This is a genomic window from Halomonas sp. GD1P12, assembly GCF_025725645.1.
Lineage (GTDB): Bacteria > Pseudomonadota > Gammaproteobacteria > Pseudomonadales > Halomonadaceae > Vreelandella.
Map to the genome: position 1 here is coordinate 2,940,714 of NZ_CP107007.1, position 23,681 is coordinate 2,964,394.

At 65.2% G+C, this 23,681-nt stretch carries 23 protein-coding genes; 17 read left to right on the forward strand and 6 right to left on the reverse strand.

All coding sequences use genetic code 11. The annotated features are described in order from the left end of the window. The first annotated feature begins 120 nt into the window (after positions 1-120). From pilW to OCT39_RS13505, 9 genes are all read left to right on the forward strand, one after another. A complete protein-coding gene (gene pilW, locus OCT39_RS13465) occupies positions 121-867 on the forward strand; it encodes a type IV pilus biogenesis/stability protein PilW (RefSeq protein WP_263584970.1) in 747 nt (248 codons plus the stop codon). Positions 868-895: 28 nt separating this feature from the next. Next, positions 896-1,813 carry a RodZ domain-containing protein gene (locus OCT39_RS13470; protein ID WP_263584971.1) on the forward strand — a complete coding sequence of 306 codons (918 nt, stop codon included), beginning with the start codon at positions 896-898 and terminating at the stop codon, positions 1,811-1,813. Positions 1,814-1,821: 8 nt separating this feature from the next. After that, entirely contained in the window at positions 1,822-2,937 is a 1,116-nt protein-coding gene (ispG, locus tag OCT39_RS13475) for a flavodoxin-dependent (E)-4-hydroxy-3-methylbut-2-enyl-diphosphate synthase (RefSeq protein ID WP_263584972.1), read from the forward strand. A 50-nt stretch (positions 2,938-2,987) separates the two neighbouring features. Next, a complete protein-coding gene (gene hisS / locus OCT39_RS13480; RefSeq protein ID WP_263584973.1) occupies positions 2,988-4,283 on the forward strand; it encodes a histidine--tRNA ligase in 1,296 nt (431 codons plus the stop codon). A gap of 68 nt (positions 4,284-4,351) precedes the next feature. After that, a complete protein-coding gene (locus tag OCT39_RS13485) occupies positions 4,352-5,008 on the forward strand; it encodes a YfgM family protein (protein ID WP_263584974.1) in 657 nt (218 codons plus the stop codon). Next, entirely contained in the window at positions 5,008-6,189 is a 1,182-nt protein-coding gene (gene bamB, locus OCT39_RS13490) for an outer membrane protein assembly factor BamB (RefSeq protein WP_263584975.1), read from the forward strand. Before OCT39_RS13485 ends, bamB begins: the two co-directional genes overlap by 1 nt. Then, positions 6,186-7,589, forward strand: coding sequence for a ribosome biogenesis GTPase Der (gene der / locus OCT39_RS13495; protein ID WP_263584976.1), 1,404 nt, complete (start codon positions 6,186-6,188; stop codon positions 7,587-7,589). Before bamB ends, der begins: the two co-directional genes overlap by 4 nt. A gap of 304 nt (positions 7,590-7,893) precedes the next feature. Further along, complete coding sequence (locus tag OCT39_RS13500; RefSeq protein WP_263584977.1) at positions 7,894-8,508, forward strand: hypothetical protein; 615 nt, start codon at positions 7,894-7,896, stop codon at positions 8,506-8,508. A gap of 161 nt (positions 8,509-8,669) precedes the next feature. Continuing rightward, complete coding sequence (locus tag OCT39_RS13505) at positions 8,670-9,470, forward strand: M48 family metallopeptidase (RefSeq protein ID WP_263584978.1); 801 nt, start codon at positions 8,670-8,672, stop codon at positions 9,468-9,470. 80 nt (positions 9,471-9,550) lie between these two features. Here OCT39_RS13505 and aroE read toward each other — a convergent pair whose 3' ends face one another. The 6 genes from aroE to OCT39_RS13535 form a co-directional block, all read right to left on the reverse strand. After that, the gene (gene aroE / locus OCT39_RS13510; protein ID WP_263584979.1) at positions 9,551-10,372 is read right to left on the reverse strand and encodes a shikimate dehydrogenase; all 822 of its coding nucleotides are present in this window, start codon (positions 10,370-10,372) and stop codon (positions 9,551-9,553) included. Beyond that, a complete protein-coding gene (gene hemF / locus OCT39_RS13515; protein ID WP_263584980.1) occupies positions 10,369-11,304 on the reverse strand; it encodes an oxygen-dependent coproporphyrinogen oxidase in 936 nt (311 codons plus the stop codon). The genes aroE and hemF overlap by 4 nt, the downstream gene beginning before the upstream one ends. Positions 11,305-11,375: 71 nt before the next feature. After that, entirely contained in the window at positions 11,376-12,218 is an 843-nt protein-coding gene (locus tag OCT39_RS13520) for an oxygenase MpaB family protein (protein ID WP_263584981.1), read from the reverse strand. A gap of 1 nt (position 12,219) precedes the next feature. Continuing rightward, positions 12,220-12,777, reverse strand: coding sequence for an L-threonylcarbamoyladenylate synthase (locus OCT39_RS13525; RefSeq protein WP_263584982.1), 558 nt, complete (start codon positions 12,775-12,777; stop codon positions 12,220-12,222). An 84-nt stretch (positions 12,778-12,861) separates the two neighbouring features. Continuing rightward, positions 12,862-13,986: a DNA-processing protein DprA gene (dprA, locus tag OCT39_RS13530; protein ID WP_263584983.1), complete on the reverse strand. Its 1,125-nt coding sequence runs from the start codon at positions 13,984-13,986 to the stop codon at positions 12,862-12,864. Positions 13,987-14,044: 58 nt separating this feature from the next. Next, a complete protein-coding gene (locus OCT39_RS13535; RefSeq protein ID WP_263584984.1) occupies positions 14,045-15,088 on the reverse strand; it encodes a LysM peptidoglycan-binding domain-containing protein in 1,044 nt (347 codons plus the stop codon). Between the two features lie 218 nt (positions 15,089-15,306). Between OCT39_RS13535 and def the strand changes: the two genes are divergently transcribed. The 8 genes from def to OCT39_RS13575 all read left to right on the forward strand — a co-directional run bounded on the left by def (position 15,307) and on the right by OCT39_RS13575 (position 23,666). Then, entirely contained in the window at positions 15,307-15,819 is a 513-nt protein-coding gene (def, locus tag OCT39_RS13540; RefSeq protein WP_263584985.1) for a peptide deformylase, read from the forward strand. An 84-nt stretch (positions 15,820-15,903) separates the two neighbouring features. Next, positions 15,904-16,917 carry a methionyl-tRNA formyltransferase gene (gene fmt, locus OCT39_RS13545; protein ID WP_263584986.1) on the forward strand — a complete coding sequence of 338 codons (1,014 nt, stop codon included), beginning with the start codon at positions 15,904-15,906 and terminating at the stop codon, positions 16,915-16,917. After that, a complete protein-coding gene (rsmB, locus tag OCT39_RS13550) occupies positions 16,914-18,245 on the forward strand; it encodes a 16S rRNA (cytosine(967)-C(5))-methyltransferase RsmB (RefSeq protein ID WP_263584987.1) in 1,332 nt (443 codons plus the stop codon). Before fmt ends, rsmB begins: the two co-directional genes overlap by 4 nt. Positions 18,246-18,293: 48 nt before the next feature. Then, positions 18,294-18,500, forward strand: a complete 207-nt coding sequence (locus OCT39_RS13555; protein ID WP_252106752.1) for a dodecin — start codon at positions 18,294-18,296, stop codon at positions 18,498-18,500. A gap of 108 nt (positions 18,501-18,608) precedes the next feature. Next, positions 18,609-19,982 carry a Trk system potassium transporter TrkA gene (gene trkA / locus OCT39_RS13560; protein ID WP_263584988.1) on the forward strand — a complete coding sequence of 458 codons (1,374 nt, stop codon included), beginning with the start codon at positions 18,609-18,611 and terminating at the stop codon, positions 19,980-19,982. 45 nt (positions 19,983-20,027) lie between these two features. Next, positions 20,028-21,476, forward strand: coding sequence for a TrkH family potassium uptake protein (locus OCT39_RS13565; protein WP_263584989.1), 1,449 nt, complete (start codon positions 20,028-20,030; stop codon positions 21,474-21,476). Between the two features lie 37 nt (positions 21,477-21,513). Continuing rightward, entirely contained in the window at positions 21,514-22,764 is a 1,251-nt protein-coding gene (locus OCT39_RS13570; RefSeq protein WP_263584990.1) for a TraB/GumN family protein, read from the forward strand. Beyond that, positions 22,761-23,666 carry a DMT family transporter gene (locus OCT39_RS13575; RefSeq protein ID WP_263584991.1) on the forward strand — a complete coding sequence of 302 codons (906 nt, stop codon included), beginning with the start codon at positions 22,761-22,763 and terminating at the stop codon, positions 23,664-23,666. Before OCT39_RS13570 ends, OCT39_RS13575 begins: the two co-directional genes overlap by 4 nt. Positions 23,667-23,681: the final 15 nt, after the last annotated feature.

The following is a 23,681-nucleotide window of genomic DNA, read 5'->3' on the forward strand; positions in this document are numbered from 1 at the left end:
ATGAACCCTGTTTTAACCCGGCATAATGACGCAATTACTGCCCGGGCCCGGCGAAAGCCGCCGTTTTATCAAGGACCGGCGCCCATGGCGGCGGGTTAATATTCACTCACGAGGGCGACCATGATTGGCTACGGTAGGCGCACCACCTTCCTTCGAGTACCGGCGCTGTCCATTATAATGGGCAGCATGATACTCGCCGGGTGCGCCACGCAAGGCCCCAGCCCCTCGTCGCAAACCGGTCAGGACGCCGCCGACGCTTACAGCCAGCTGGGCGTGGCCTATCTGGAGCGCGGCAACCTGTCCCGGGCGCTCAACGCGCTCGACCGCGCCATCGAAATCGACCCCCGCCACGCCGAGGCGCTTCAAGGCATGGCGCTTGTGTATCAGCAGCAGGGCGAAACTCAGCTGGCCACCCGCTATTTTGAAGAGGCCGTCAGCGCCGCCCCCTCCTTTACTCGCGCGCGTAACAACTACGCGGCGTTCTTGTATCAGCAGGGCCAGTACCGTCAGGCCTGCGAACAGCTGGAAATCGCATCGACCGATGCCCAGTACGCCAACCGCGCCCAGCTTTTCACCAACCTGGGGCAGTGCTACATGGCGCTCGACGATGTCAGCCGCGCGCGCGAGCGCTTCGTGCGCGCCCAGAGTATCGACCCGCGGAGTCCGCGCGGGTATTTGATGTTAGCCGAACTGGAAGTTTCTCAGGGCAATTTCGAGCGCGCCTGGGCGCCGCTGCAAAGTTATCTGCAGCTGGCAGGCCCGGACCGGCAGGCACTGACGTTGGCCGCCTCTGTTGCCCGCGCTCGGGGCGACGAACAGGCCGCCGCCGAGTATCAGCGTCAGTCGATGGCCGCAAGCGCCCCCTGATCACCTAATTATTGAAGGATGCTCAGCCATGAGCGACATGCATTTACACGAGAATACCGCGACCACCACCGCCTCACCCGGCGAGCTCTTGAGCCGTCAGCGTGAACAGCTCGGCGTGGCGCTCTCCGACGCCGCCCGGGCGCTCAATTTGCGCCCGGCCGTGGTCGAAGGCCTGGAGCGCGACCAGTACGACGAAATTCCCGTGGCCGCTTATCGCCGCGGCTATCTGCGCGCCTACGCCAAGTATCTGGGCATGGACGAACACCTGGTGCTCGACGCTTACAAGGCACGCTTTGGCACTGCCGAGGCCGAGCGCAAGGTGGCGCCGGTCACGACCTCGCGCCCGCCTTCGCGCGTCGGCGCCTGGCTTTTCAAGCTGGTCACGCTATTGGTGATCGCCGGGTTGATCGGCGTGACGGTGATGTGGTGGCAAAGCCGCGGCGGCAGCGAGCCGCCGAGTATGGGAGCGGCCCCCTCCGCCGAAGAGCAGAGCCAGCTCGACGCCGCCAATCAGAACGCAGCGCTGCCCGATACGCCGGTCTCCGCCCCGGCCCCCTCTGATGCGGCCACCGGCCAGGCCGGTGGCACCGACGTCAACGACAGCGCCGCGCTGGAGGCCGCCGCCGAGCCCGAGCCGGTAGAACTTTCCGAGACCGCCATCGACGCCGCGCTTGCGCTGGTCGAGGCGCAAAACCAGGGCGATGCCAATACCCTCGAGCTGAGCTTCGCCGAGCAGTCCTGGACCGAAATTTTCGATGCCAACAACCAGCGCGTGTTCGTGGGCCTGCAAACGCCGGGCACCACGGCAACGGTTGAAGGCGAGCCGCCTTTTCGACTCACCATTGGTAACGCGACCGGCGTGACGCTTGACTACATGGGCGAATCCGTCGATCTCGCTCAGCGCGCCGGTGCCAATAACGTTGCCCGCTTTACTCTAGGAGAGTGATCCGTCCCATGCACGCCCCTTCTCCAATCAAGCGCCGCCCTTCCCGTCAGATTCACGTCGGCAAGGTCGCGGTCGGCGGCGATGCCCCCATCGCCGTACAGAGCATGACCAACACCAACACGCTGGATGTCGACGCCACCGTCGGCCAGATCCAGCAGTTGGAAAAGGCCGGTGCCGATATCGTGCGCGTCTCGGTGCCGGACATGGACGCCGCCGAGGCGTTCGGGCGCATCAAGCAACGCGTTGACGTGCCGCTGGTCGCGGACATCCACTTCGACTACAAGATCGCGCTGCGCGTGGCCGAACTCGGCGTTGATTGCCTGCGCATCAACCCGGGCAACATTGGCCGCGAGGACCGCGTCAAGGCGGTGGTCAACGCCGCCCGCGATCACGGCATTCCGATTCGCATCGGCGTCAACGCAGGTTCGCTCGAAAAGGATCTGCAGAAGAAGTACGGCGAGCCGACCCCGGCGGCGCTGGTGGAATCCGCCATGCGCCATATCGACTACCTCGACCGGCTCGACTTCCAGGAGTTCAAGGTCAGCGTTAAGGCCTCGGACGTGTTCATGGCGGTCGCCGCCTACCGTGATCTCGCCGCGCGCATCGAGCAGCCGCTGCACCTGGGGATCACCGAGGCGGGCGGGCTGCGTTCGGGCACGGTAAAATCCTCGATCGGCCTCGGGATGCTGTTGATGGACGGCATCGGCGACACCATTCGCGTGTCGCTGGCCGCCGACCCGGTCGAGGAGATCAAGGTCGGTTTCGACATGCTCAAGAGTCTGAAGCTGCGTGCCAAGGGCATCAACTTCATCGCCTGCCCGAGCTGCTCGCGTCAGAACTTCGACGTCATCGACACCATGAACCAGCTCGAAGAGCGTTTGGAAGACGTCATGACGCCGCTCGACGTCTCAGTGATCGGCTGCGTGGTCAACGGCCCGGGCGAAGCCAAGGAGACCGATATCGGCCTGACCGGCGGCTCACCGGCGAATCTGGTCTACATCGACGGTAAGCCCGCGAGCAAGCTTCGCAACGAGCACCTGGTCGACGACCTGGAAGCCCTGATTCGCGAAAAGGTTCGCCTCAAACAGCAGCAGCAAGACGCCGTTATCACCAAAAGCGTATAACGTCGCGCAAGACGGGAAGCCTGGCTTTTCGTGCTTACAAGGAGTTTTCATTGAGCAAGTCCGGTACCAAAAAGATCCAGGCGATCCGCGGGATGAACGATCTACTGCCCAGCGACAGCCCCCGCTGGCAGTTTTTCGAAGCGAAAGTGCGCCAGATCATGCAGCGCTACGCCTTCGATGAAATCCGCATGCCCATCGTCGAGCAAACGGCACTCTTCGCCCGCTCGATTGGCGAAGTGACCGATATCGTCGAAAAAGAGATGTACACCTTCGAGGACCGAAACGGCGATAGCCTGACGCTGCGCCCGGAGGGCACCGCAAGCTGCGTACGCGCGGCCATGGAGCATGGCCTGCTCTACAACCAGACCCAGCGGCTCTGGTACCAGGGGCCGATGTTTCGCCACGAGCGCCCGCAGAAGGGCCGCTACCGCCAGTTCCACCAGGTCGGCGTGGAAGCCTACGGTTTCGAAGGCCCGGACATCGACGCCGAGGTGATTCTGCTCTCGGCCCGGCTCTGGAAGGAGCTGGGGCTTTTCGAGCACGTGACCCTCGAGCTCAACTCACTCGGCTCGCTTGAGGCGCGCGCGGCCTACCGCGATACGCTGGTGGCCTACTTCAACGAGCACTTCGAGCTTCTCGACGAGGACTCCGTGCGTCGCCTTGAAAGCAATCCGCTGCGCATTCTGGATTCCAAGAACCCGGCCATGGCCGAGATGCTCGACGCCGCGCCGCAGCTTTTGGATCACCTGGACGAGGCTTCCATCGAGCACTTCGAGTCGCTGAAAGCCATGCTCGACGCCGCCGGTATCGGCTACGTGGTCAACCCGCGCCTCGTTCGCGGGCTCGACTACTACTCGCGCACGGTGTTCGAGTGGACCACCACCGCGCTTGGAAGCCAGGGCACGGTATGCGCCGGCGGGCGCTACGACGGCCTGGTCGAGCAGCTCGGCGGCAAGCCCACCCCGGCGGTGGGCTTCGCCATGGGCATCGAACGGTTGATTCTGCTGCTCGACACCCTCGATCTCGTCCCGGATGAGGCGCTCGGCAAAAGCGACGTCTACCTGATGGCAATGGACGACACCGCCACCACCGCCGCGCTGACGCTGGCCGAAACGCTCAGAGCCGAGCTTCCCGCGCTGAAGCTGCAGCTACACTGCGGCGGCGGCAGCTTCAAAAGCCGCATGAAGAAGGCCGACAAGAGCGACGCGGCCATCGCCCTGCTACTGGGTGAAGACGAAGTGGCCAACCAGACGGTCACGCTCAAGTTCTTGCGCGACGATCGCGAGCAGCAGAGCGTCGCGCAGGCAGCGCTTGTTGCAACGCTTGATGAGCTGATCATCCGCTAACCCGATCAATCGTGTCGGTTCCCGAGGCTTGTCCCGGGGCCCGCCATGCCCGAACAAGGAGACCGCCCGTGGCGGAGCTGAGAAGCGAAGAAGAGCAGCTTGATGTGATCAAGCGCTGGTGGAAAGAGAACGGCACCTCGCTGATCGCGGGGGCAGTGATCGCCGCGGCCGGTGTGTTCGGCTGGCACGCCTGGCAAGACTACCAGGAAGGCCAGGCAGCGGCGGCGTCCGTGCGCTACCAGCAGCTTCTGACCATCGCCAACCTGCCAGAGCAAGGCGCCGAGCAGCTCGATAGCGCCAAACAGCTGGTCAATGAGCTCAACGACGACTACGGCAGCACGCTCTACGCCGAGCTCGGTTTGCTGCTCGAAGCGCGCCTGGCGGTGGGTCAGAACGATCTCGATGGCGCCCGGGAGGCGCTCGAGCGCGCCGCCGACGGTGCCTCGCGCGATTACGTTAAGAGCCTGGCCTGGCTTCGCCTGGCGCGTATCGAGATTGCCCAGGGCAACCCGGAGCAGGCGCTAGAGCTTTTGGACGAGCCGATCGTCGACGCCCTGGCCGCTCAGCGGCTCGACGTTCGCGGCGATGCCTACGCCGCCCTTGGCGATCGCGACAACGCGCGCCAGGCGTGGCAAGAGGCGCTGGCCGCCGACGGGCAGAGCCAGTCACTTTACGGCATACAGTTTAAGCTAGACGACCTTGGCGCCAAGGAGGCGACCTCCTAATGACGATCAGCCTTTCCCAACCGTTGATTTCCAAAACGCTGCTGCGCACCGCCCTCGGCGCGGCAGCGTTGGCACTTCTGGCCGGCTGCGCGAGCAAGGGTGAACCCACCAACGCGCCGACCCCGCTGACCAGTTTCAACGAGACCACGACGGTGTCGAACGTGTGGCGGCAAAACGTCGGTGACGGCCTGGGCCGCGCCCGCTACCCGATCGCGCCCGCCCGCGAAGGCAATACCGTGTTCGCCGCCGACGCCCAGGGCGTGGTCATGGCGCTGAATGCGACCAACGGCAACCGCCAGTGGCGTATCGAGCTCGACACGCCGCTTTCCAGCGCCCTGAACGCCATTGCCGGCCAGCTCTATCTGGGCACGCGCAACGGCGAAGTGATCTCGATCGATCAAAGCGATGGCAGCATCAACTGGCGCTCGCGGGTTTCCAGCGAAGTGCTGGCCGCCCCCCAGGCTAACCCGCAGCTTCTGATCGTGCAGAGCGTGGACGGCCAGGTCACCGCGCTCGACCGCGCCACCGGCCAGGAGCGCTGGGTCTATACCAGCAACCAGCCGGCGCTGACCCTACGCGGCACCGGCACGCCCATGGTGATCGAGCCGGTCACCTTCGTCGGCTCTGCCAACGGCCGTTTGACGACGCTGGATAACCGCAGCGGCCAGCCGCTTTGGGATCAGCAGATCGCCACGCCCCGCGGGCGCAGCGAAGTCGAGCGGCTGGTCGATCTGGCCGGTCAGCCGGTACTCAGCCAGGACGGCCGCCTGTTCGTGACCAGCTACAACGGCCGCGTCGTGGCGCTCGAGGCCACCCAGGGCGGCGTGCTGTGGGAAACCAATCTCTCCAGCCGTCATACACCGGTGCTGGTCGGCAACGCGCTGTTCGTCGTCACTGACGACAGCCAGATCGTGGCCCTCGATGCCAACAGCGGCCAGGAGATCTGGCGCAACTCGGCGCTCGAAGATCGTCAGCTGACCGCTCCCGCCTTCGTCGATGGCCGCCTGGCCGTCGGCGATTTCGAAGGCTACGTACACCTGATCGACGCCCGCGAAGGTTCGATCGTTGGCCGCACGCGGGTGCATAAATCCGGTATTACCCTGCGCCCGGTCAGCGAAGGCAGCACCCTCCATGTACAGGCCAACAATGGCCGGCTGCAAACGTTGGAAATCGCTCCATGACACCCGTCATTGCATTGGTCGGTCGGCCCAACGTGGGCAAATCGACCCTGTTCAACCGCCTGACGCGCTCTCGCGATGCGCTGGTGGCCGACTTTCCCGGCCTCACCCGTGATCGCAAGTACGGCAACGGCCTGCTGGGCAACAAGGCCTACACCGTTATCGACACCGGCGGTATCAGCGGTGACGAGGAAGGTATCGACGCGGCGATGGCCGAGCAGTCGCTGGCCGCCATCGACGAAGCCGACATCGTGCTGTTTCTGGTCGACGGCCGCGCCGGGCTCAACGTCGCCGACGAGGCGATCGCCAACCACCTGCGGGTCAATCAGAAAAAGACCTGGCTGGTGGTCAACAAGACCGACGGGCTCGAAGAGCACTCGGCCATGGGCGATTTCTGGGGCTTGGGCATCGGTGATCCCTGGCCGATCGCCGCCGCCCACGGGCGCAACGTCTCGCAGTTGATCGACATCGTGCTCGCGCCGTTTCCCGAGCGCGACGCCGACATTCCCGCCGACACCGGCACCAAGGGCATTCGCATCGGCGTCATCGGTCGACCCAACGTGGGTAAATCCACCCTGGTCAACCGGCTGCTCGGCGAGGAGCGCGTGGTGGTGTTCGACGAGGCGGGCACCACGCGTGACGCCATCGAGATTCCCTTCGAGCGTCGCGGCAAGCCCTACGTGCTGGTCGATACCGCAGGCGTGCGGCGGCGCAAGAACGTCAGCGAGATCGCCGAGAAGTTCTCGATCATCAAGACGCTGGACGCGATCAAGGAGTGCCACGTCGCCATCATGGTGCTGGATGCGCGAAGCGGGCTGGTCGAGCAGGACTTGCACCTGTTGGACTACGTGCTGACCACCGGCCGGGCGCTGGTGCTGGCGGTGAACAAGTGGGACGGGCTCGAGCATGAAGCCCGGGAGACGATGCGCAGCCAGATCAAGCGCCGGCTGGGCTTTGCCGACTACGCCGAGATGCACTTCATCTCGGCGCTGCACGGCACCGCCGTGGGCGATCTCTACCCCTCGATCGAGCGCGCGTTCGACGCCGCCAACGCCCACTGGTCGACCAACCGCCTGACCACGCTCTTGCAGGATGCCGTCAGCCAGCACCCGCCGCCCATGATCAACGGCCGGCGCATCAAGCTGCGCATGGCCCACCAGGGCGGCAGCAACCCGCCGATCATCGTGGTCCACGGCAACCAGACGAGCTCGCTGCCGGAAGCGTACCGGCGCTACCTGACCAATACCTTCCGCAAGGTACTCAAGGTGCGCGGCACGCCGATGCGCTTCGAGTTCCGTTCCGGCGACAACCCGTACGACAACATGGCCGGCGCCAGCGACAAGGAAAAGGCCAAAAAACGCGAACTGGGCCGCACGAAAGAGGCGCGTCAGAAACGCCGCTGAGCGTGCCTCCCCCGCCCGAACAAGCGCCCGTCTCGAGACGGGCGTTTTTTTAGCTTCTCGCTCACCCCGGCAGCGCTTTGCGCTGCATCGCTGGCTAGCGCCTGCTCCTACAACGACCCAGTGGTATAAGCGCACGTCAACCGTAGGAGCCGAATTCATTCGGCGATGGCGGCGGCAAGCCGCCCTTGCTCGACGGCTCGCGCGATCTCTGGCCTGGCATGCAAACCAGTTGACAAAGCACGGCGCGCTACCTCAAATAGCCCCACTCCAGCGGTTTTATCGTTGGCTCTTTTCAGGAGGTCTCATGCGTTACTTACGTGCTCGCGTTCGCTGGCTCGCGCTTTTGAGCGTCACCGTGTGGCTTGCCGGCTGTATGGCCATGCCGCAAACCGCCTTCAACGCTTTTCGCCTGTCGGTGACCTCGGCCACCGTCGAGAACGTGCGGGTCGGTTCGTTCGATTTGAACCGCGGGCTCGATACCGCAAGCCTTCCCGCCATGCTGGCCTCGAGCGTGCGCTCAGGAAGCCTGCCGATTCAGGCCACCCTCGCACTCGGGTTGGATCTGCCGCGGGGCATGCCGGCGGTGAACATGGCGGGCTTCAACTGGGCACTCGATATGCCCGGGGCGGACCCTGTCACCGGGCGCTACGGTGAAACCGTGTCGCTGACGCCGGGCGCGGGGCCGAACCTTCGCCTGCCGCTGTCGCTCGACGTGCTCGCCAGCGACCCGCAGCGCCTGCGCCCGATGATCGACCTGGCCCGTGAACTGGCTGCCCGCGGCTCGCTGCCCCAGGGAAGCGAGCTTGCGATCACGCCGGGAAGCCTGAGTGGGCTGGGCGTGACGCTGCCCGCCGGGGTACTGACACCGACGCTGCGCTTCAACGTCGGCCCCGACGGTCAGCTCTCTCAAATACGCTAGCTCACGCACGCCAGCGTTGGCGGCGCGGCCCCAAGCGTGCAGTCTGGCGAATTCGCCGCCCGCATTTGCCCGATCGCTGCGTTATGATAAAACTACTCGAAACGGGTCGTTTTGAAACGGATCATTCACCTTCATATGGCTTTTGCCGACAAGGAATTTTTATGCGCTGGCTTCGCCCTTTCGCCGTTACCGCGCTGTGCGCTTCGCTCGCCGCCTGTAGCACCTCGCCCACTGGCCGCTCGCAGCTATTGCTGTTATCGGATGCCGAGCTGAATCAGATGGGCCAGCAGGCGTTTTCCCAGTATCAGCAGGACGTGCCGATGGGTGATCAGGCGAGCCTGCGCTACGTGCAGTGCATCACCAATGCCATCGTCGACGTGCTGCCGGAGCGCCAGCGGAGCATGGACTGGCAGGTGCGCGTGTTCGAGTCCGAGCAGCCCAACGCCTTCGCCCTACCCGGCGGCTACATGGGGGTGAACACCGGCATGCTCGATATCGCTACCAGCCAGGACCAGCTCGCCTCGGTCGTGGGCCACGAAATCGGCCACGTGCTGGCCAACCACGCCAACGAGCGCGCCTCGACCGAAAGCGCGACCTCGCTGGGGCTGTCGGTGATCTCCAGCGCCGCGGGCCAGTCCGCTGGCGGCCAGCAACTCATGGGCGTGCTGGGAATGGGCGCGCAGTACGGCATCGCGCTGCCGTTTTCGCGGACTCACGAAAGCGAGGCGGACACCATCGGTCAGAACCTGATGGCCCAGGCCGGTTTCGACCCGCGGGAAGGCGTGACGCTGTGGGAGAACATGCAGGCGGCGTCCAGCGGCGGCGCGCCGCCCGTGTGGCTTTCGACCCACCCAAGCCAGGGCCAGCGTATCGAAGGGCTGCAGGCCACCATGGCCCAGGCCGTGTCGCTCTACGAGCAGGCCAGAAGCCAGGGGCGCACGCCGAACTGCCCGCGCCCCTGAGCGCGCAGGACTTTCTTCAAGTACCTTTCTTGAATCCCTTCGCGGTCAGGCGCGTCCTACGCGCCTGACCGGGCAGGCGCTCACCCTTCAATCAGCGTTTTTCTTAAAAGCGCCTGCACCGGTGCTGTTTCCGGGCGCACGTTCTGCCAGATAAAAAATGCCTCCGCGGCCTGCTCGACCAGCATGCCGAGCCCGTCGATGGTGCGCGCCCCGCGCATTTGTGCCCACTGTAAAAAGACCGTGGGGGCGGCGGCGTACATCATGTCATAGGCGACCGCATCGGGTTCGAACAGCGTTTCGGGCAGCGGGGGCAGTTCGCCGGCAAGGCTTGCGCTGGTGCCGTTGATGACCAGATCGAAACGCCCGGAGAGCACCTCATAACCGCCGCCAGATACAGTGCCAAGATCGCGAAAGTCCGCGGCCAGCGCCTCGGCCCTGGCGCCGGTACGGTTGGCAATAACAAGCTCGCGCGGGGCTTCATTCAGCAGCGGCTCGAGCACGCCGCGCACCGCGCCGCCGGCCCCCAGAACCAGCACGCGTTTGCCCGCCAGGGGCACCTCACAGGCCTTCAAATCCCGCAGCAGGCCGATGCCGTCGGTATTGTCACCAAAAACACGCCCGTTCTGGCCGAGGCTGAGCGTATTCACCGCGCCGGCGCGTCGGGCGCGCAGGCTTTGCGTATCGCAAAGTGCGAACGCCTGCTGCTTGAAGGGCACGGTGACGTTGGCGCCGCGCCCGCCGCTTTCGCAAAACGCACGCCAGGCCGCCTCGAAGCCATCAAGCGGGGCGAGCTCGGCAGTGTACGCCAGCGGTTTGCCGGTCTGCGCAGCGAAGGCCTGGTGAATCATCGGCGATTTGGAGTGCTTGACCGGGTTGCCCAGCACGCAGTAACGGCTGCTCATGCGCTCACTCCCGCCTTTTCGGCTTCGGCCAGCCAGTCGCGGGGCGTCAGGTAGTCGTCCAGGTGCGCCTCCGGGCTTCCCGGGCCCGGCGTGTAGCCGTACTCCCAGCGCGCCAGCGGCGGCATCGACATCAGAATGGACTCGGTGCGCCCGCCGCTTTGCAGACCAAACAGCGTGCCGCGGTCCCATACCAGGTTGAACTCGACGTAGCGTCCGCGCCGGTAGAGCTGGAACTCGCGCTCCTGCTCGCCCCAAGGCGTGTCGCGCCTGCGACGGGTGATCGGCAGGTAAGCTTCCAGGAAGCTGTCGCCGACGGCGCGCTGAAAGGCGAAGGCCGTCTCGAAATCCGGCTCGTTCAAATCATCGAAAAATAGCCCGCCCACGCCGCGGGTCTCGTCGCGATGCTTGAGGTAAAAATAGTCGTCACACCACGCCTTGTAACGCGGGTAGACGCCCTCACCGAAAGGCGCGCAGGCCGTTTGGGCCACCCGATGCCAGTGCACGACGTCCTCGAAAACCGGGTAGTACGGCGTCAGGTCGATCCCGCCGCCAAACCACCACACTGGCGCCTCGCCTTCCTTTTCGGCGATGAAAAAGCGCACGTTGCCATGACTGGTGGGCACGTGCGGATTCTCCGGATGCAGTACCCAGGAGACGCCCACGGCGTGAAAACTGCGCCCGGCAAGCTCCGGGCGCGAGGCGGTGGCCGAGGGCGGCAGCGTCTCGCCGAAAACGTGGGAGTAGTTGACGCCGCCCTTTTCGAACAGCGCGCCGTTTTCGATCACCCGTGAGCGCCCCCCGCCGCCAGCTTCACGCTGCCAGCTCTCTTCTCTGAAGGTGCCGCGCCCGTCCGTGTCGGCCAGCGCCTCGCAGAGCCGGTCCTGCAGGTTCATCAGGTAGGTTTTAACGTCGTCCAGATGCTCGTGGGCCACAGTGTCTCCAAAGCCGTGCAGGGTAGACGTCAATGGTAAGGGGTAAAGCAGAAGCGGTGAAGGGGCGGCGCTCAGTCACGGCGCTGAAAGCGCACCAGCGCGCGGCGGTAGGCGCCGCTTCGCACCGCGCGACTGATCATCGGCATCGCGCTTTTGATGCCGGCGCGCACCAGCCGGCGCTGCACCCGGGGCATGTCGAGCGACAGCATTCGGGCGCCCCACTCGGGCAGAAGATCGATACCGGCGCGCATGAACAAGGCGCCTGCCGGGCCCAGAATCAGGTGGCGCGGCGGCGCGCTCAAAAGAACCCGCACCACGTCGCGGGTGCGCTCATCAAACACCAGCTCGCCTCGCTTGGCCTCTAAATACGCCGCCACCGCTTCGCGGCTATCCGGCACCTGGCGGGCGCCGAGCGCCTCGGCGATGCAGGCGGTTTCGAAAAAGTAGCGGTCCTGCTCCGCCGCGCCGAGCGACGGGTTTCGGTACACCAGGTGCGCGGCCATGAAGCGGCTCATCTCCGCCACGTGCACCCAGGTGAGCAGGTCCGGGGCGTCGGCGGCGTAGGCGCGACCATCGGCGGCGTGACCGCGTACCTTCGCGTGGACCCGGCGTACCCGAGCGATCGACTCTTCCGCCTGGGCGAAATCGGCGAAGCTGGTGGTGGCGATGAAGTCGCTGGTGCGCCGCAGGCGCCCGACCATGTCGTGGCGAAAGTTGGAGTGATCCCACACGCCGGCGAGCGCCAGCGGATGCAGCATTTGTAACAGCAGCGCGCTGATGCCGCCGCACATCATCGGCGTAAAGTCGCCGTGAATACGGCGCACAAGGCCACCTTCCGGGAACGGCCCGGGGTTTTCGTCGGCCCGCGCCGCGCCGAGCCTGGCCACCATGGCGTCGTACAGAAAGTGGCTCATGTCAGGCGCGCAGCACCTCGTTGGTCACCAGATCGCGAATGGTGCTGGGCCGGGTCTGGCCACCGAGTTCGCCATCGAGCATGGCATCGAGCTCGTCGCCGAAAATGGCGCGTACCTCATCAGCGCTCATGGCCGGCGGCTCGGCGGCGCGGTTGGCGGAGGTCGACACCAGCGGCCCGCCGAAGGCCTCGCAAAGAGCCCTCATACCGGGGTGGTCGGTCACCCGTAGCGCCACGCTCTGATGGGCGCCGCGCACGAGGCCGTGGCTGCGCCCGTTATCCGGCACAAGCCAGGTGTGCGGGCCGGGCCAGCTCGCGGCGAGCGGCGCGTGCAGGGCCAGCGGCAGCGACTCGAGCCAGGGGCCGAACTGCTGGATGCTGGCGGCGACCAGAATGACGCCCTTGGCCGGGTCGCGCTCTTTCAGGCGCATCAGGTGCGCCAGCGCCTCATCGTTGTCCGGGTCGCAGCTCAGCCCCCATACCGCCTCGGTCGGGCAGGCGATTACGCCGCCCTGGCGCAGGGTCTGGACCACGCGTTGAAGATTGTCCATCGAAGTCATCACGGCCTCCTGTGAATGCGCGGCGCTGCCACGGATCGAATTGCCATCTTACCACGCTCGAGGGTTACCCCGGCTTGATCAACGCTACCCCAGGCGCACCCAGCCGCCCGCTTGCTGAGCCACGCGGCCCTCGAGTTCGAGCATGAGAAGCCTTTGCTGGCACTCGCCTACGCTCTGGTCGGTGTACTGCACCAACAAATCGATCGGCGTGGGAGTCGAGGAGAGCGCGGCGAGCAGCGTATCCGGCGTATCGAGCGTAAGCGGGTCACTCATCTGGACCGGGGCGGATGTGATGGGTTCCGCAAGGGCCTGCCCGGCCGTTGGCAGGTACGCGCCGGCCCAGTGGCCGAGCTCCTCGAGGATATCGTCGACGTGGCGGGTGAGAATAGCGCCGCTTTTCAGAAGCGACAGGCACCCGGCGGCCTGCACGTTATAAAGCGAGCCCGGCAGGGCGAACAGCTCACGGCCCTGCTCCACGGCAAGGCGCGCGCTCACGAGGCTGCCGCTTTTTTCCGTGGCCTCGATGACCAGCGTGCCAAGCGAAAGCCCGGTGACGATGCGATTACGCCGCGGAAAGTATGCCGGCCGCGCCCGGGTGCCCGGCGGGTGTTCGGAGAGCACCAGTGCCCGCGGCGTTTGGGTGAGCTTTCGATACAGCGCGCGGTGGCTCGCCGGGTAGATGACATCCACCCCCGAGCCCAGCACCGCCACCGTGGCGCCGCCTTCATCGAGGGCGGCCTGCTGGGCCAGGCCGTCCACACCCAGCGCCATGCCGCTGACCACGCACCAGCCGCGACCGGCAAGCGCCCGGGCAAACTCCCGAGCGTTGCGCCCACCCTCTGCGGTCGGCTTGCGCGTACCCACCATGGCCAGGCGCGGCCCAATCAGCGCGTCGAGATCCCCCAGAGCCCACAGCACCGGCGGCGGGTCCGGCAGCTCGTCGAGAAGCGCAGGCCAGCGCGGGTGGCCTGGATACAGCACGTGGCGGTGGGGGCCGGCCTCGCACCAGCCGCGGCTGGCGTCGATCTGCGCCTGAAGCGGGCTTTTATTCGGATGGTCGAGCCAGAGCCTGAGTGCGCTTGCCGCCGGCGCCGGGAGTGCGGCGAGCCACCCCTGGGGCCAGTCGGGCGCCTGATCATAAAGCGTCTTGAGCCGGTGCGCGCCCATGTTGGGCAGCGCGGCCAGGGCTAGCCACGCGTTGGCATCCATACCCGCCTCCTTTTTAGCTTAAGCTTTTCACCCCGGGCTGTTGGTCCCGATCGTTTCATCAAGGCCTGGGCGTGCGCACCTCATCGCCTATCGCCAGTACGTTGGAGGCCTGCATCACCAGAGCGTAGCTCATGCGGCTGTAGGGCTTGAAGACCATCAGGAGCCCGCCTTCGGTATTGGGCAGCTGGAACAGCTCCCCGGTGCGCGGGTCGTTGATGAGTTCGCCCTGCTGATCGACGCGCAGCACGTGCCCGGGCTGAAGGCCATCCTGGGTACCAAGGTCGATGGCGACGACCTGCAGCCGGCCGATGAAGCGCACCCCGCCGGGGGCGGCAATGATATGGCCGGCCACCTCGGCCTGAGGCGCGCGCGGTTGGAAATCCGCCTCGATTCTGTCATCGAGCGCGATCACGATGTCGTCGTTGCGCACTTCCTGTCTGGCGCTGAGCGCCTCGACCCGGGCGATCTCGCCCTGCTGATCGATCAGGCGCGCCTCGCCGATAAAGACCAGCTCGCGGCCCAACACCTCGCCGCTGGCGGACAGGTAGGGCTCGCCGGGACGATAAAAGCCAAGCGCAACGCCCGTGGGCAGCACACCGCGCACGTAGAGCGTGTCGCCGGCGCCGCTGATGAAGCGCTGATTCTCGCCACCGACCACGTAGCCAAGCTCCCCCAGCGCCCGGCCCGCCTCCAGAAAGCGATGCTGGCGCAAAAACACCTCGACCACGTCCATCGGCAGCGCCCACACCGCCTCGCGCGGCTCGATGGTGCGCACGCGCGGCGAAAGCTTCACCACCGGCTGGCCGGTTTCCAGCGCAAAGCAGGGAGCACCGGCGCAGTCGCGCAGAATCAGCGTGTCGCCGGGGTAGATCAAGTGCGGATTGCGAATCTGCGGATTGGCTTCCCAAAGCGACGGCCACTGCCAGGGGTTTTGCAAAAAGCGCGCGGCGATGCCCCAAAGCGTGTCGCCTTTGACCACTACGTAGCGCTCGGGGGCGTCGCTTCGAATACGCTCCCAGCCCTCGGCGGCGTTGGCGAACGCGGCGACACTCAGCAGCAGCGCGGCGAGGGCACCCAGGCGAAAGGTTTTGTGCACGACCATGGCAGATCCTAAAGCAGTGGCAGCGGCCAACGACACGCCCGCGTGCATGCCCAGAAGTACCGCCAGCGTGATATAGTGGCTTATAGTAAAGCACAGGGTCGCCCTCGCCCATTGCAACGCGAGCGCGACTTTTTGGCTCCTTTTTCAACCCTACCGCGTTTGAAGCGCCGGGACTCCCCGTTTCAAACCGCAGATTCAACAACGGTGATTGTAACGCCATGGCCAAACGTCCCATTCTCGAATTCCCCGATGAGCGCCTGAGAACCAAGGCGAAGCCGGTGGAGACCGTTGACGATGAAGTTCGAAGCCTGGTCGACGACATGCTGGAGACCATGTACGACGCCCGCGGCATCGGCCTTGCCGCCACCCAGATCGACGTTCACCGCCGCGTGGTGGTGATGGACGTCTCCGAGGCGGGCGACTCGCCGCTGGTCATGATCAACCCGCGCTATGAGCCGATCGGCGAAGAGAAGGAGCCGATGTCCGAAGGGTGCCTGTCGATCCCCGAGCACTACGCCGACGTGCCACGCTTTTTGAAAGTGAAGCTGAACGCTCTGGATCGTCACGGCGAGGCGTTCGAGCTCGAAGCGGACGGGCTGCTCGCCCACTGCATCCAGCACGAGTACGACCACCTGGAAGGCGTGCTCTTCGTCGATTATCTCTCCGCGCTCAAACGCGATCGCATCCTGAAGAAAATGCAAAAGCGCCACAAGCTGATGCAGGACGCCTAGACGCCGTCAAAGCCGCCCGCAGGCGGCTTTTTCACGCTCGTTTATCCGGCCGCCCCCTCCACCGTCTTTCGAACAGGTAGATCCATGCCCTCACTGCGCGTCGTCTTTGCAGGCACTCCGGAGTTCGCCGAATCCCACCTCGCCGCTTTACTAAAAAGCGACCACCAGGTGGTGGGCGTTTACACCCAGCCCGACCGCCCGGCCGGGCGCGGGCGAAAGCTCACCCCGAGCCCGGTCAAACGCCTGGCGCTCGAACATGAGCTGCCCGTGTACCAGCCGCAAAGCCTGAAGGACCCTGCCGCCCAGGCCGAGCTGGCCGCACTCGATGCCGACATCATGGTGGTGGTCGCCTACGGACTCTTGCTACCGCAAGCGGTGCTCGACACGCCGCGGCTGGGCTGTATCAACGTTCACGCCTCGCTCTTACCGCGCTGGCGCGGCGCCGCCCCGATTCAGCGGGCAATCGAAGCCGGCGACGCCGCATCCGGCGTCACCATCATGCAGATGGACGCCGGCCTCGATACCGGCGACATGCTGCTCGAGCTCAAAACGCCGATCACCGAGCAAACCACCGGCGGCCTGCTTCACGACCGGCTGGCCGAGGATGGCGCCAAAGCGCTGATCGAGACCCTCGACGCTCTGGCGGAAGACGGGCTGACCGCCACGCCTCAGCCGGTCGAAGGAGTGACCTACGCCGCCAAGCTGAGCAAGGCTGAGGCCGAGCTCGACTTTCGCCAGGATGCCTCTACGCTTGCGCAGAAGATTCGCGCCTTCAATCCCTGGCCGGTCGCCTGGTGCGCGCTTGGCGACGAGCGCCTGCGCCTTTATATGGCCCGCGCCGAAGCGCGCGCAAGCGAAAGCCCCTCTGATCTCGTCGAGGCGGATCGCGTCGCGCCGGGCACGCTGCTCGCCCACGGCGGTGATCACCTGCGCATTTCCTGCGGCGACGATGGGCGCGAGGTGCTGTGCGTCAGCCACGTTCAGCTTCCCGGCGGCAAGCTGCTGCCGGTCAGCGCGCTGCTCAACGCCCACCCCCCACGGCTTGCGCCCGGCAGCCGCCTGGGCTCACCCTTGATACAACAGGAAGAGAGTTCATGAGCGCCAAACGCCCCCAGGAAGGCAGCGGCCAGGAAGTGCGCGCTGCCGCCGCTCGCGCCCTCGCCCCGGTTCTCAGCGAGCAGGGCTCGCTTTCCGGGCTCGACGAGCACAGCGTCATTGCCCGCGACCGCGGCCTGCTCAAGGAGCTTTGCTATGGTAGCTGCCGACGCCTGCCGCGGCTCGAGGCGATCGCCGGCAAACTGCTGAAGCAGCCGTTCAAGAAGCGCGACCAGGACGTCAACGCGCTGTTATTGATCGGCATCTACCAGCTTTTGTACATGCGCATTCCCGCCCACGCGGCGGTAGGAGAAACCGCGGGGGCGGCCAGACTTCTAAAAAAGGAGTGGGCCACGCGGGTATTGAACGGCTGCCTGCGCCGCCTGCAGCGCGAAAGCGAGACGCTCGTTGCCGAGGTCGACCGCGATGAGAGCGCAGCACTCGAGCACCCGGCCTGGCTTTTGAACGCGCTCAAGAGCGCCTGGCCCGAGCAGTGGCGCGACGTGGTCGCCGCCAACAACGAGCCGGGGCCGATGACGCTGCGGGTGAACCAGCGCGTCAACGACCGCGAAGCGTATCTGGCCAGGCTCATGGACCAGGGGCTCGAGGCGCATCTGTGCCTTCACGCGCCGGACGCCATCACGCTGGAAACGCCCTGCGACGTCTCGCAGCTCCCCGGCTTTGAGCAGGGCCATGTCAGCGTGCAGGACGAGGCGGCCCAGCTCAGCGCCGCGCTATTGGGCCCGGCGATCGCCCCGCGCCCCGGCGCCCAGGTGCTGGACGCCTGCGCCGCTCCCGGCGGCAAGACCGCCCACCTGCTCGAGCAGTTCGACATCGCGTTAACGGCGCTGGATAGCGACAACCAGCGCCTGGCGCGGGTCGACGATACGCTTGGCCGGCTCAACCTGAGCGCCAACCTGATTCATGCCGACGCCGCCGAGCGCGACTGGTGGAGCGGCACACTCTTCGATGCTATTTTACTCGATGCGCCGTGTTCGGGAACCGGCGTGATTCGCCGTCACCCGGACATCAAGAAGCTGCGCCGGCAAAGCGATATCGGCCAACTGGCCAGGCTTCAGGCGGCGATTCTGGACAATCTCTGGGGGCTTTTACGCCCGGGCGGCACGCTGTTGTACGCCACCTGCTCGGTGCTTCCCCAGGAGAACGCGAAACAGATCGACGCGTTCGTGGCGCGCACCCCGGACGCCCGCGTGACGACCCCGACAGACGTCGCCTGGGGCACGGCCAGCGGCCACGGTCGGCAGCTCTTTTCGCAACAAAACAGTCACGATGGCTTTTTTTATGCCAGGCTGGAAAAGCAACCGGCGTGACGCGAGCGTCGCGCCACATCGCCAACTATCGACAAGGATGAGATGACCATGAGCGATCATGTTTACAAGCACGTAGAGATTACCGGTTCTTCGGAAAAAAGCATTGAAGACGCGGTGCAAAAAGCGCTGGCCAAGGCGTCCAAAAGCATCGACAACATGCGTTGGCTCGAGGTGGTCGACACCCGCGCCCATCTTGAAAATGGCCAGGTCGCCCACTGGCAGGTGACCGCCAAGGTCGGCTTCACCCTCGAGTAATTCCCCACTGCTTTTCGACGGCGGCTGGTTTACACTGGCCGCCGTCTTTATTGCAGCGCCCTTCTTGTTTGACCATACCGCCGGCGCTTTCAACGGATTCGATTCACCATGAAAATCATCATTCTTGGCGCCGGCCAGGTCGGCGGTACGCTGGCCGAACACCTCGCGCGCGAAGAGAACGATATCACCGTGGTCGACACCAACACGGCCAAGCTCCGCGAGCTTCACACGCGTCTCGATATCCGCACCGTCACCGGCGCCGGCTCCTACCCCATCGTGCTGCGCCAGGCCGGCTGCGAGGACGCCGACATGCTGATCGCCGTCACCAACTCCGACGAAGTCAACATGATCGCCTGCCAGGTGGCGCATACGCTGTTTCGCACGCCGACCAAGATCGCCCGGGTGCGCGCTACGCCCTATCTGACCCGCAAGGGCCTGTTCGCCCACGAAGCGATTCCCATCGATGTCTTGATCAGCCCCGAGCAGGTGGTCACCGATCACGTGCGCCGCTTGATCGAACACCCGGGGGCGCTGCAGGTGCTGGAATTCGCCGGTGGGCTCGTCCAGCTCGTGGCGGTCAAGGCGTTCTACGGCGGCCCGTTGGTGGGCCAGGACCTCGCCTTTCTGGGGCGCCACATGCCCAACGTCGACACCCGCGTAGCGGCCATCTACCGGCGTAACCGGCCTATCATCCCGCGCGGCGATACGGTGATCGAAGCCGACGACGAGGTGTTCTTTCTCGCCGCGCGGCGCGATATCCGCGCGGTGATGAGCGAGCTCAGGCGCGTCGAGCGCGGCTTTCGCCGGGTGGTGATCGCCGGCGGCGGCAACATCGGCGAGCGCCTGGCCGAGCATCTCGAGCACAGCCATCAGGTCAAGATCATCGAGCACAGTCTCGAGCGCTGTACCACGCTCTCCGAGCGGCTCGACCGTACCGTGGTGCTCCACGGCAGCGCCACCAGCAAGCGGCTGCTCGAGGAGGAGAACATCGAGGATTGCGACATCTTCTGCGCGCTGACCAACGACGACGAGGTCAACATCATGTCGTCGCTTCTGGCCAAGCGGCTGGGGGCCAAGAAGGTGCTGACGCTGATCAACAACGCCGCCTACGTGGATCTGGTGCAGGGCGGCGAGATCGATATCGCCATTTCACCCCAGCAGGCGACCATCGGTAGCCTCTTAACCCACGTGCGCCGGGGCGATATCGTCAACGTGCATTCGCTCAGACGCGGGGCTGCCGAAGCGATCGAGGCGATCGCCCACGGCGACAAGCAGTCGTCGAAAGTGGTGGGCCGGGCGGTGCGCGACATCGACCTGCCCGAGGGCACGACCATCGGGGCGATGGTGCGCGGCAAGGAGGTCATTATCGCCCACGGGGACGCCACGGTGGAAAGCGGCGATCACGTGATTCTGTTCGTGATCGACAAGCGCCGGATTCGCGACGTCGAGCGGCTATTCCAGGTCGGTTTGACGTTCTTTTAAGCGCCCCATGTCATTACAAACATTGGCCAGGAGCTGCGGGATTCCATGAGTTTGAGGGTCATTTTACGCATTCTAGGGCTGCTCTTGATGCTGTTCAGCCTCACCATGCTGCCCCCGATGCTGATATCGCTCTGGTTTCGCGACGGTGTCTGGTACGCCTTCGCCAGCGGCATCGCCATTACCGTGATCACCGGCCTACTGTTGTACCTGCCCAACCGGCGCGCGCGCAAGGAGCTGCGCATTCGCGACGGGTTCATCATCGCGGCGATGTTCTGGACGGTGCTGGCGTTTTTCGGCTCGATTCCGCTGATGCTCTTCGGTCCGAGTGCGCTGCACTTCACCGACGCGGTGTTCGAGTCGTTTTCCGGGCTCACCACCACGGGGGCGACGGTGATCACCGGCATCGATTTTCTACCGGAATCGATTCGCTACTACCGCCAGCAGCTGCAGTGGCTCGGCGGCATGGGGATCGTGGTGCTGGCGGTGGCGATCCTGCCGACGCTCGGCGTCGGCGGCATGGCACTTTACCGCACCGAAATCCCCGGGCCGCTCAAGGACTCCAAGCTCACCCCGCGCATCACCGAAACCGCCAAGGCGCTCTGGTACATCTACGCCACGCTGACCATGGCGTGCCTGGTGGCTTACATGCTGGCGGGCATGAGCTGGTTCGACGCGCTCGGCCACAGCTTTTCGACCGTGGCGATCGGCGGCTTCTCCACCCACGATGCCAGCATCGGCTACTTCAATAGCCCCGCCATCGAGCTGATCTGCGTGGTCTTCATGCTGGTCTCGGCGTTCAGCTTCAGCCTGCACTTCATCGCCTGGCGCGAAAAACGCCTGCTGCACTACTTCGAGGACCCGGAGGCGCGTTTTTTAATGCTGTTTCTGGTGGGGCTGGTGCTGATCGCCGCTTTCACGCTCTGGTTTACCGACACCTACGATACGCTGCACAGCCTGCGCCATGCGCTGTTCGAGGTGGTATCGGTGGCGACCACCGCGGGCTTCGCCGTGGCGGATTTCTCCGCCTGGCCGGGGGCGCTGCCGTTCATGCTGTTCGTGGCGGCCTTCATCGGCGGCTGCTCCGGCTCCACGGCCGGCGGTATGAAGGTGATCCGTATCATCCTGATTTTGAAACAGGGCATGCGCGAGGTCATGCGCCTGATCCACCCCAACGCGGTGATCGCGGTGAAGGTCGGTAAGGTCAGCGTGCCGGACAGCATCGCCCAGGCCGTGTGGGGCTTTTTCTCCGCCTACGTGATGCTGTTCTTTTTGATGCTGGTCGGCGTCATGGCCACCGGAGTGGATCAAATCACCGCCTGGTCCACCGTGGGCTCGGCGCTCAACAATCTGGGCCCGGCTCTGGGCGAGGCCAGCGAGCACTACGGCGACATGCCCAACCTCGCCAAATGGATTCTGGTCGTGGCGATGCTGCTGGGCCGCCTGGAAATCTTTACCGTACTGGTTTTATTCACTCCCGCATTCTGGCGCCGCTAGCGCCGCCCGGGGGCCACCTTATGTTAGCGAGATACTCATGACGCACGACGCTCCCCCCCCGATGGGCCGCGAGTTCGAGACGCTGCCCGCGACCAGCGGCCCGCTGAAGGCCATCGAGATCGAAGGCACCCGCTATACGCTACTGGGCACCGCCCACGTGTCGGCCCAAAGCGCCGACGACGTGACGCGGCTTCTCGACAGCGGCGCCTTCGACGCCGTGGCGATCGAACTTTGCGACGCCCGCCACCACAGCATGACCAACCCGGACGCCATGGGCGAGCAGGACCTTTTTCAGGTCTTCAAGCAGGGCAAGGCGGGCATGGTGGCGGCAAGCCTGGCGCTGGGCGCGTTTCAGCAGCGCATCGCCGAGCAGTCCGGCATCCAGCCCGGCGCCGAGATGCGCGCCGCGGTTGAGGCCAGCCAAACCCACGCGCTGCCGCTTTTGATGATCGACCGCGACGTCGGCGTGACGCTCAAGCGGATCTATCGCAACGTGCCCTGGTGGCAGCGCATGTCGCTGTTCACCGGGCTGATCGGCAGCGTCATGTCGCGCCAGGACGTCTCGAAGGAGGAGATCGAGAAGCTCAAGGAGGGCGACATGCTGGAGGCGACCTTTAGCGAGTTCGCCAATGAGTCGGAGAACCTCTACACGCCGCTGATTCGCGAACGCGACCGCTACATGGCGCTGCGCCTTGCCGAGCAAGCCCCACCCGGGCGCTACAAGAACGTGCTGGTGGTACTCGGCGCCGGGCACCTGAAAGGCACCGCCGAGCACCTGGAGGCGCCGCTGCCGAAGAACCCGACCACCGAGCGCGAGGCGCTCGAGCATACGCCGCCGCCGTCGAAGCTCTGGAAGGCACTGCCCTGGCTGATCACCGCGCTGGTCATTACGGGCTTCGCGATCGGCTTTTCGCGCAACACCGAGCTTGGCTGGCAGCTGGTGCTGGAGTGGTTCTTGATCAACGGTATTCTTTCCGGTGGGGCGACGATTCTGGCGCTGGCTCACCCGGTCACGATCATCTCCACCTTCTTCGCCGCCCCGCTGACCTCGCTCAACCCGACCATCGGCGCCGGGTTCGTGGCCGCCGGGGTCGAGCTTTACATGCGCAAGCCCAAGGTGCGCGACTTCTCCTCGCTCAGACACGATGTCACCGCGCTCAAGGGGTGGTGGAAAAACCGCGTCTCGCGCACGCTGCTGGTGTTCATTCTGGCCACCCTCGGCTCGGCGGTGGGTACCTGGGTGGCGGGCTTTAGAATCGCCGGGGCGCTGTTTGGAAGCGCGGCGTGAATAGAATCGAGCGTGCGCCCTGGCAGGCGGATGCCTTGCTGCTGCTGGTGACGCTCATGGCCGCCGGCGGCTGGATCTTTTCCAGAGAAGCGCTTGCCGGCATGCCGCCGCTTCTGTTCATCGGCAGCCGCTTTCTGCTTGCCGGACTGATCCTACTGGGCTTTGCCTGGCCTTCGCTTTCGCGCCTGCCCGCCCGGCGGGTGCGGCGAAGCCTGTTCGTTGGGCTGCTGTTCAGCCTGGCGACCGGTTTCTGGATCATGGGACTAAGCGTCTCCTCGCACCTGGGCGAAAGTGCCTTTATCACGAGCCTGGGGATTTTGATGGTGCCGGTGCTCGGCATGTTGTTTGGCGACACGCCCCCGCGCACGACCTGGATCGCGCTGCCCGTGGCGCTGGCAGGCTTTGGGCTTTTGTCACTCAACGCAGGCTTTCGCGTCGAGCTTAGCCAGCTTTTGATGGTGTGCGCCGCACTCTGCTTTGCGCTTTTGATCAACGTCAACACGCGAGTGGTGCGCAACGTGGCGGCCCTTCCGCTGACCACGCTGCAGCTTCTGGCGGTAGGTGCGGTGCTGACGCTGGTTTCGCTAATCTTCGAGCGCCAGCCCATGGCGCTGAGTACGCCGGTGCTGGGCTGGTTTTTGGCAAGCGTGGTGCTGGCAAGCTCGCTTCGCTACTTCCTGCAGATCAAGGCCCAGGGCATGACGACGCCGAGCCACGCCTCGGTCATCCTGATGCTCGAAGCCGTGTGGACCGCGCTGATCGCCGCCTGGTGGCTCAATGAAACCATGACCCCGCTACAGCTTTCGGGCTGCGCGCTGATCTTTCTGGCGCTGCTGATCAACCGCTGGTACTGGGTACGCAAGGTGCTGCGCCGCTGGCTGCCGGCGCAAACAAGCGCTTGAAACCGGTTCACCCCT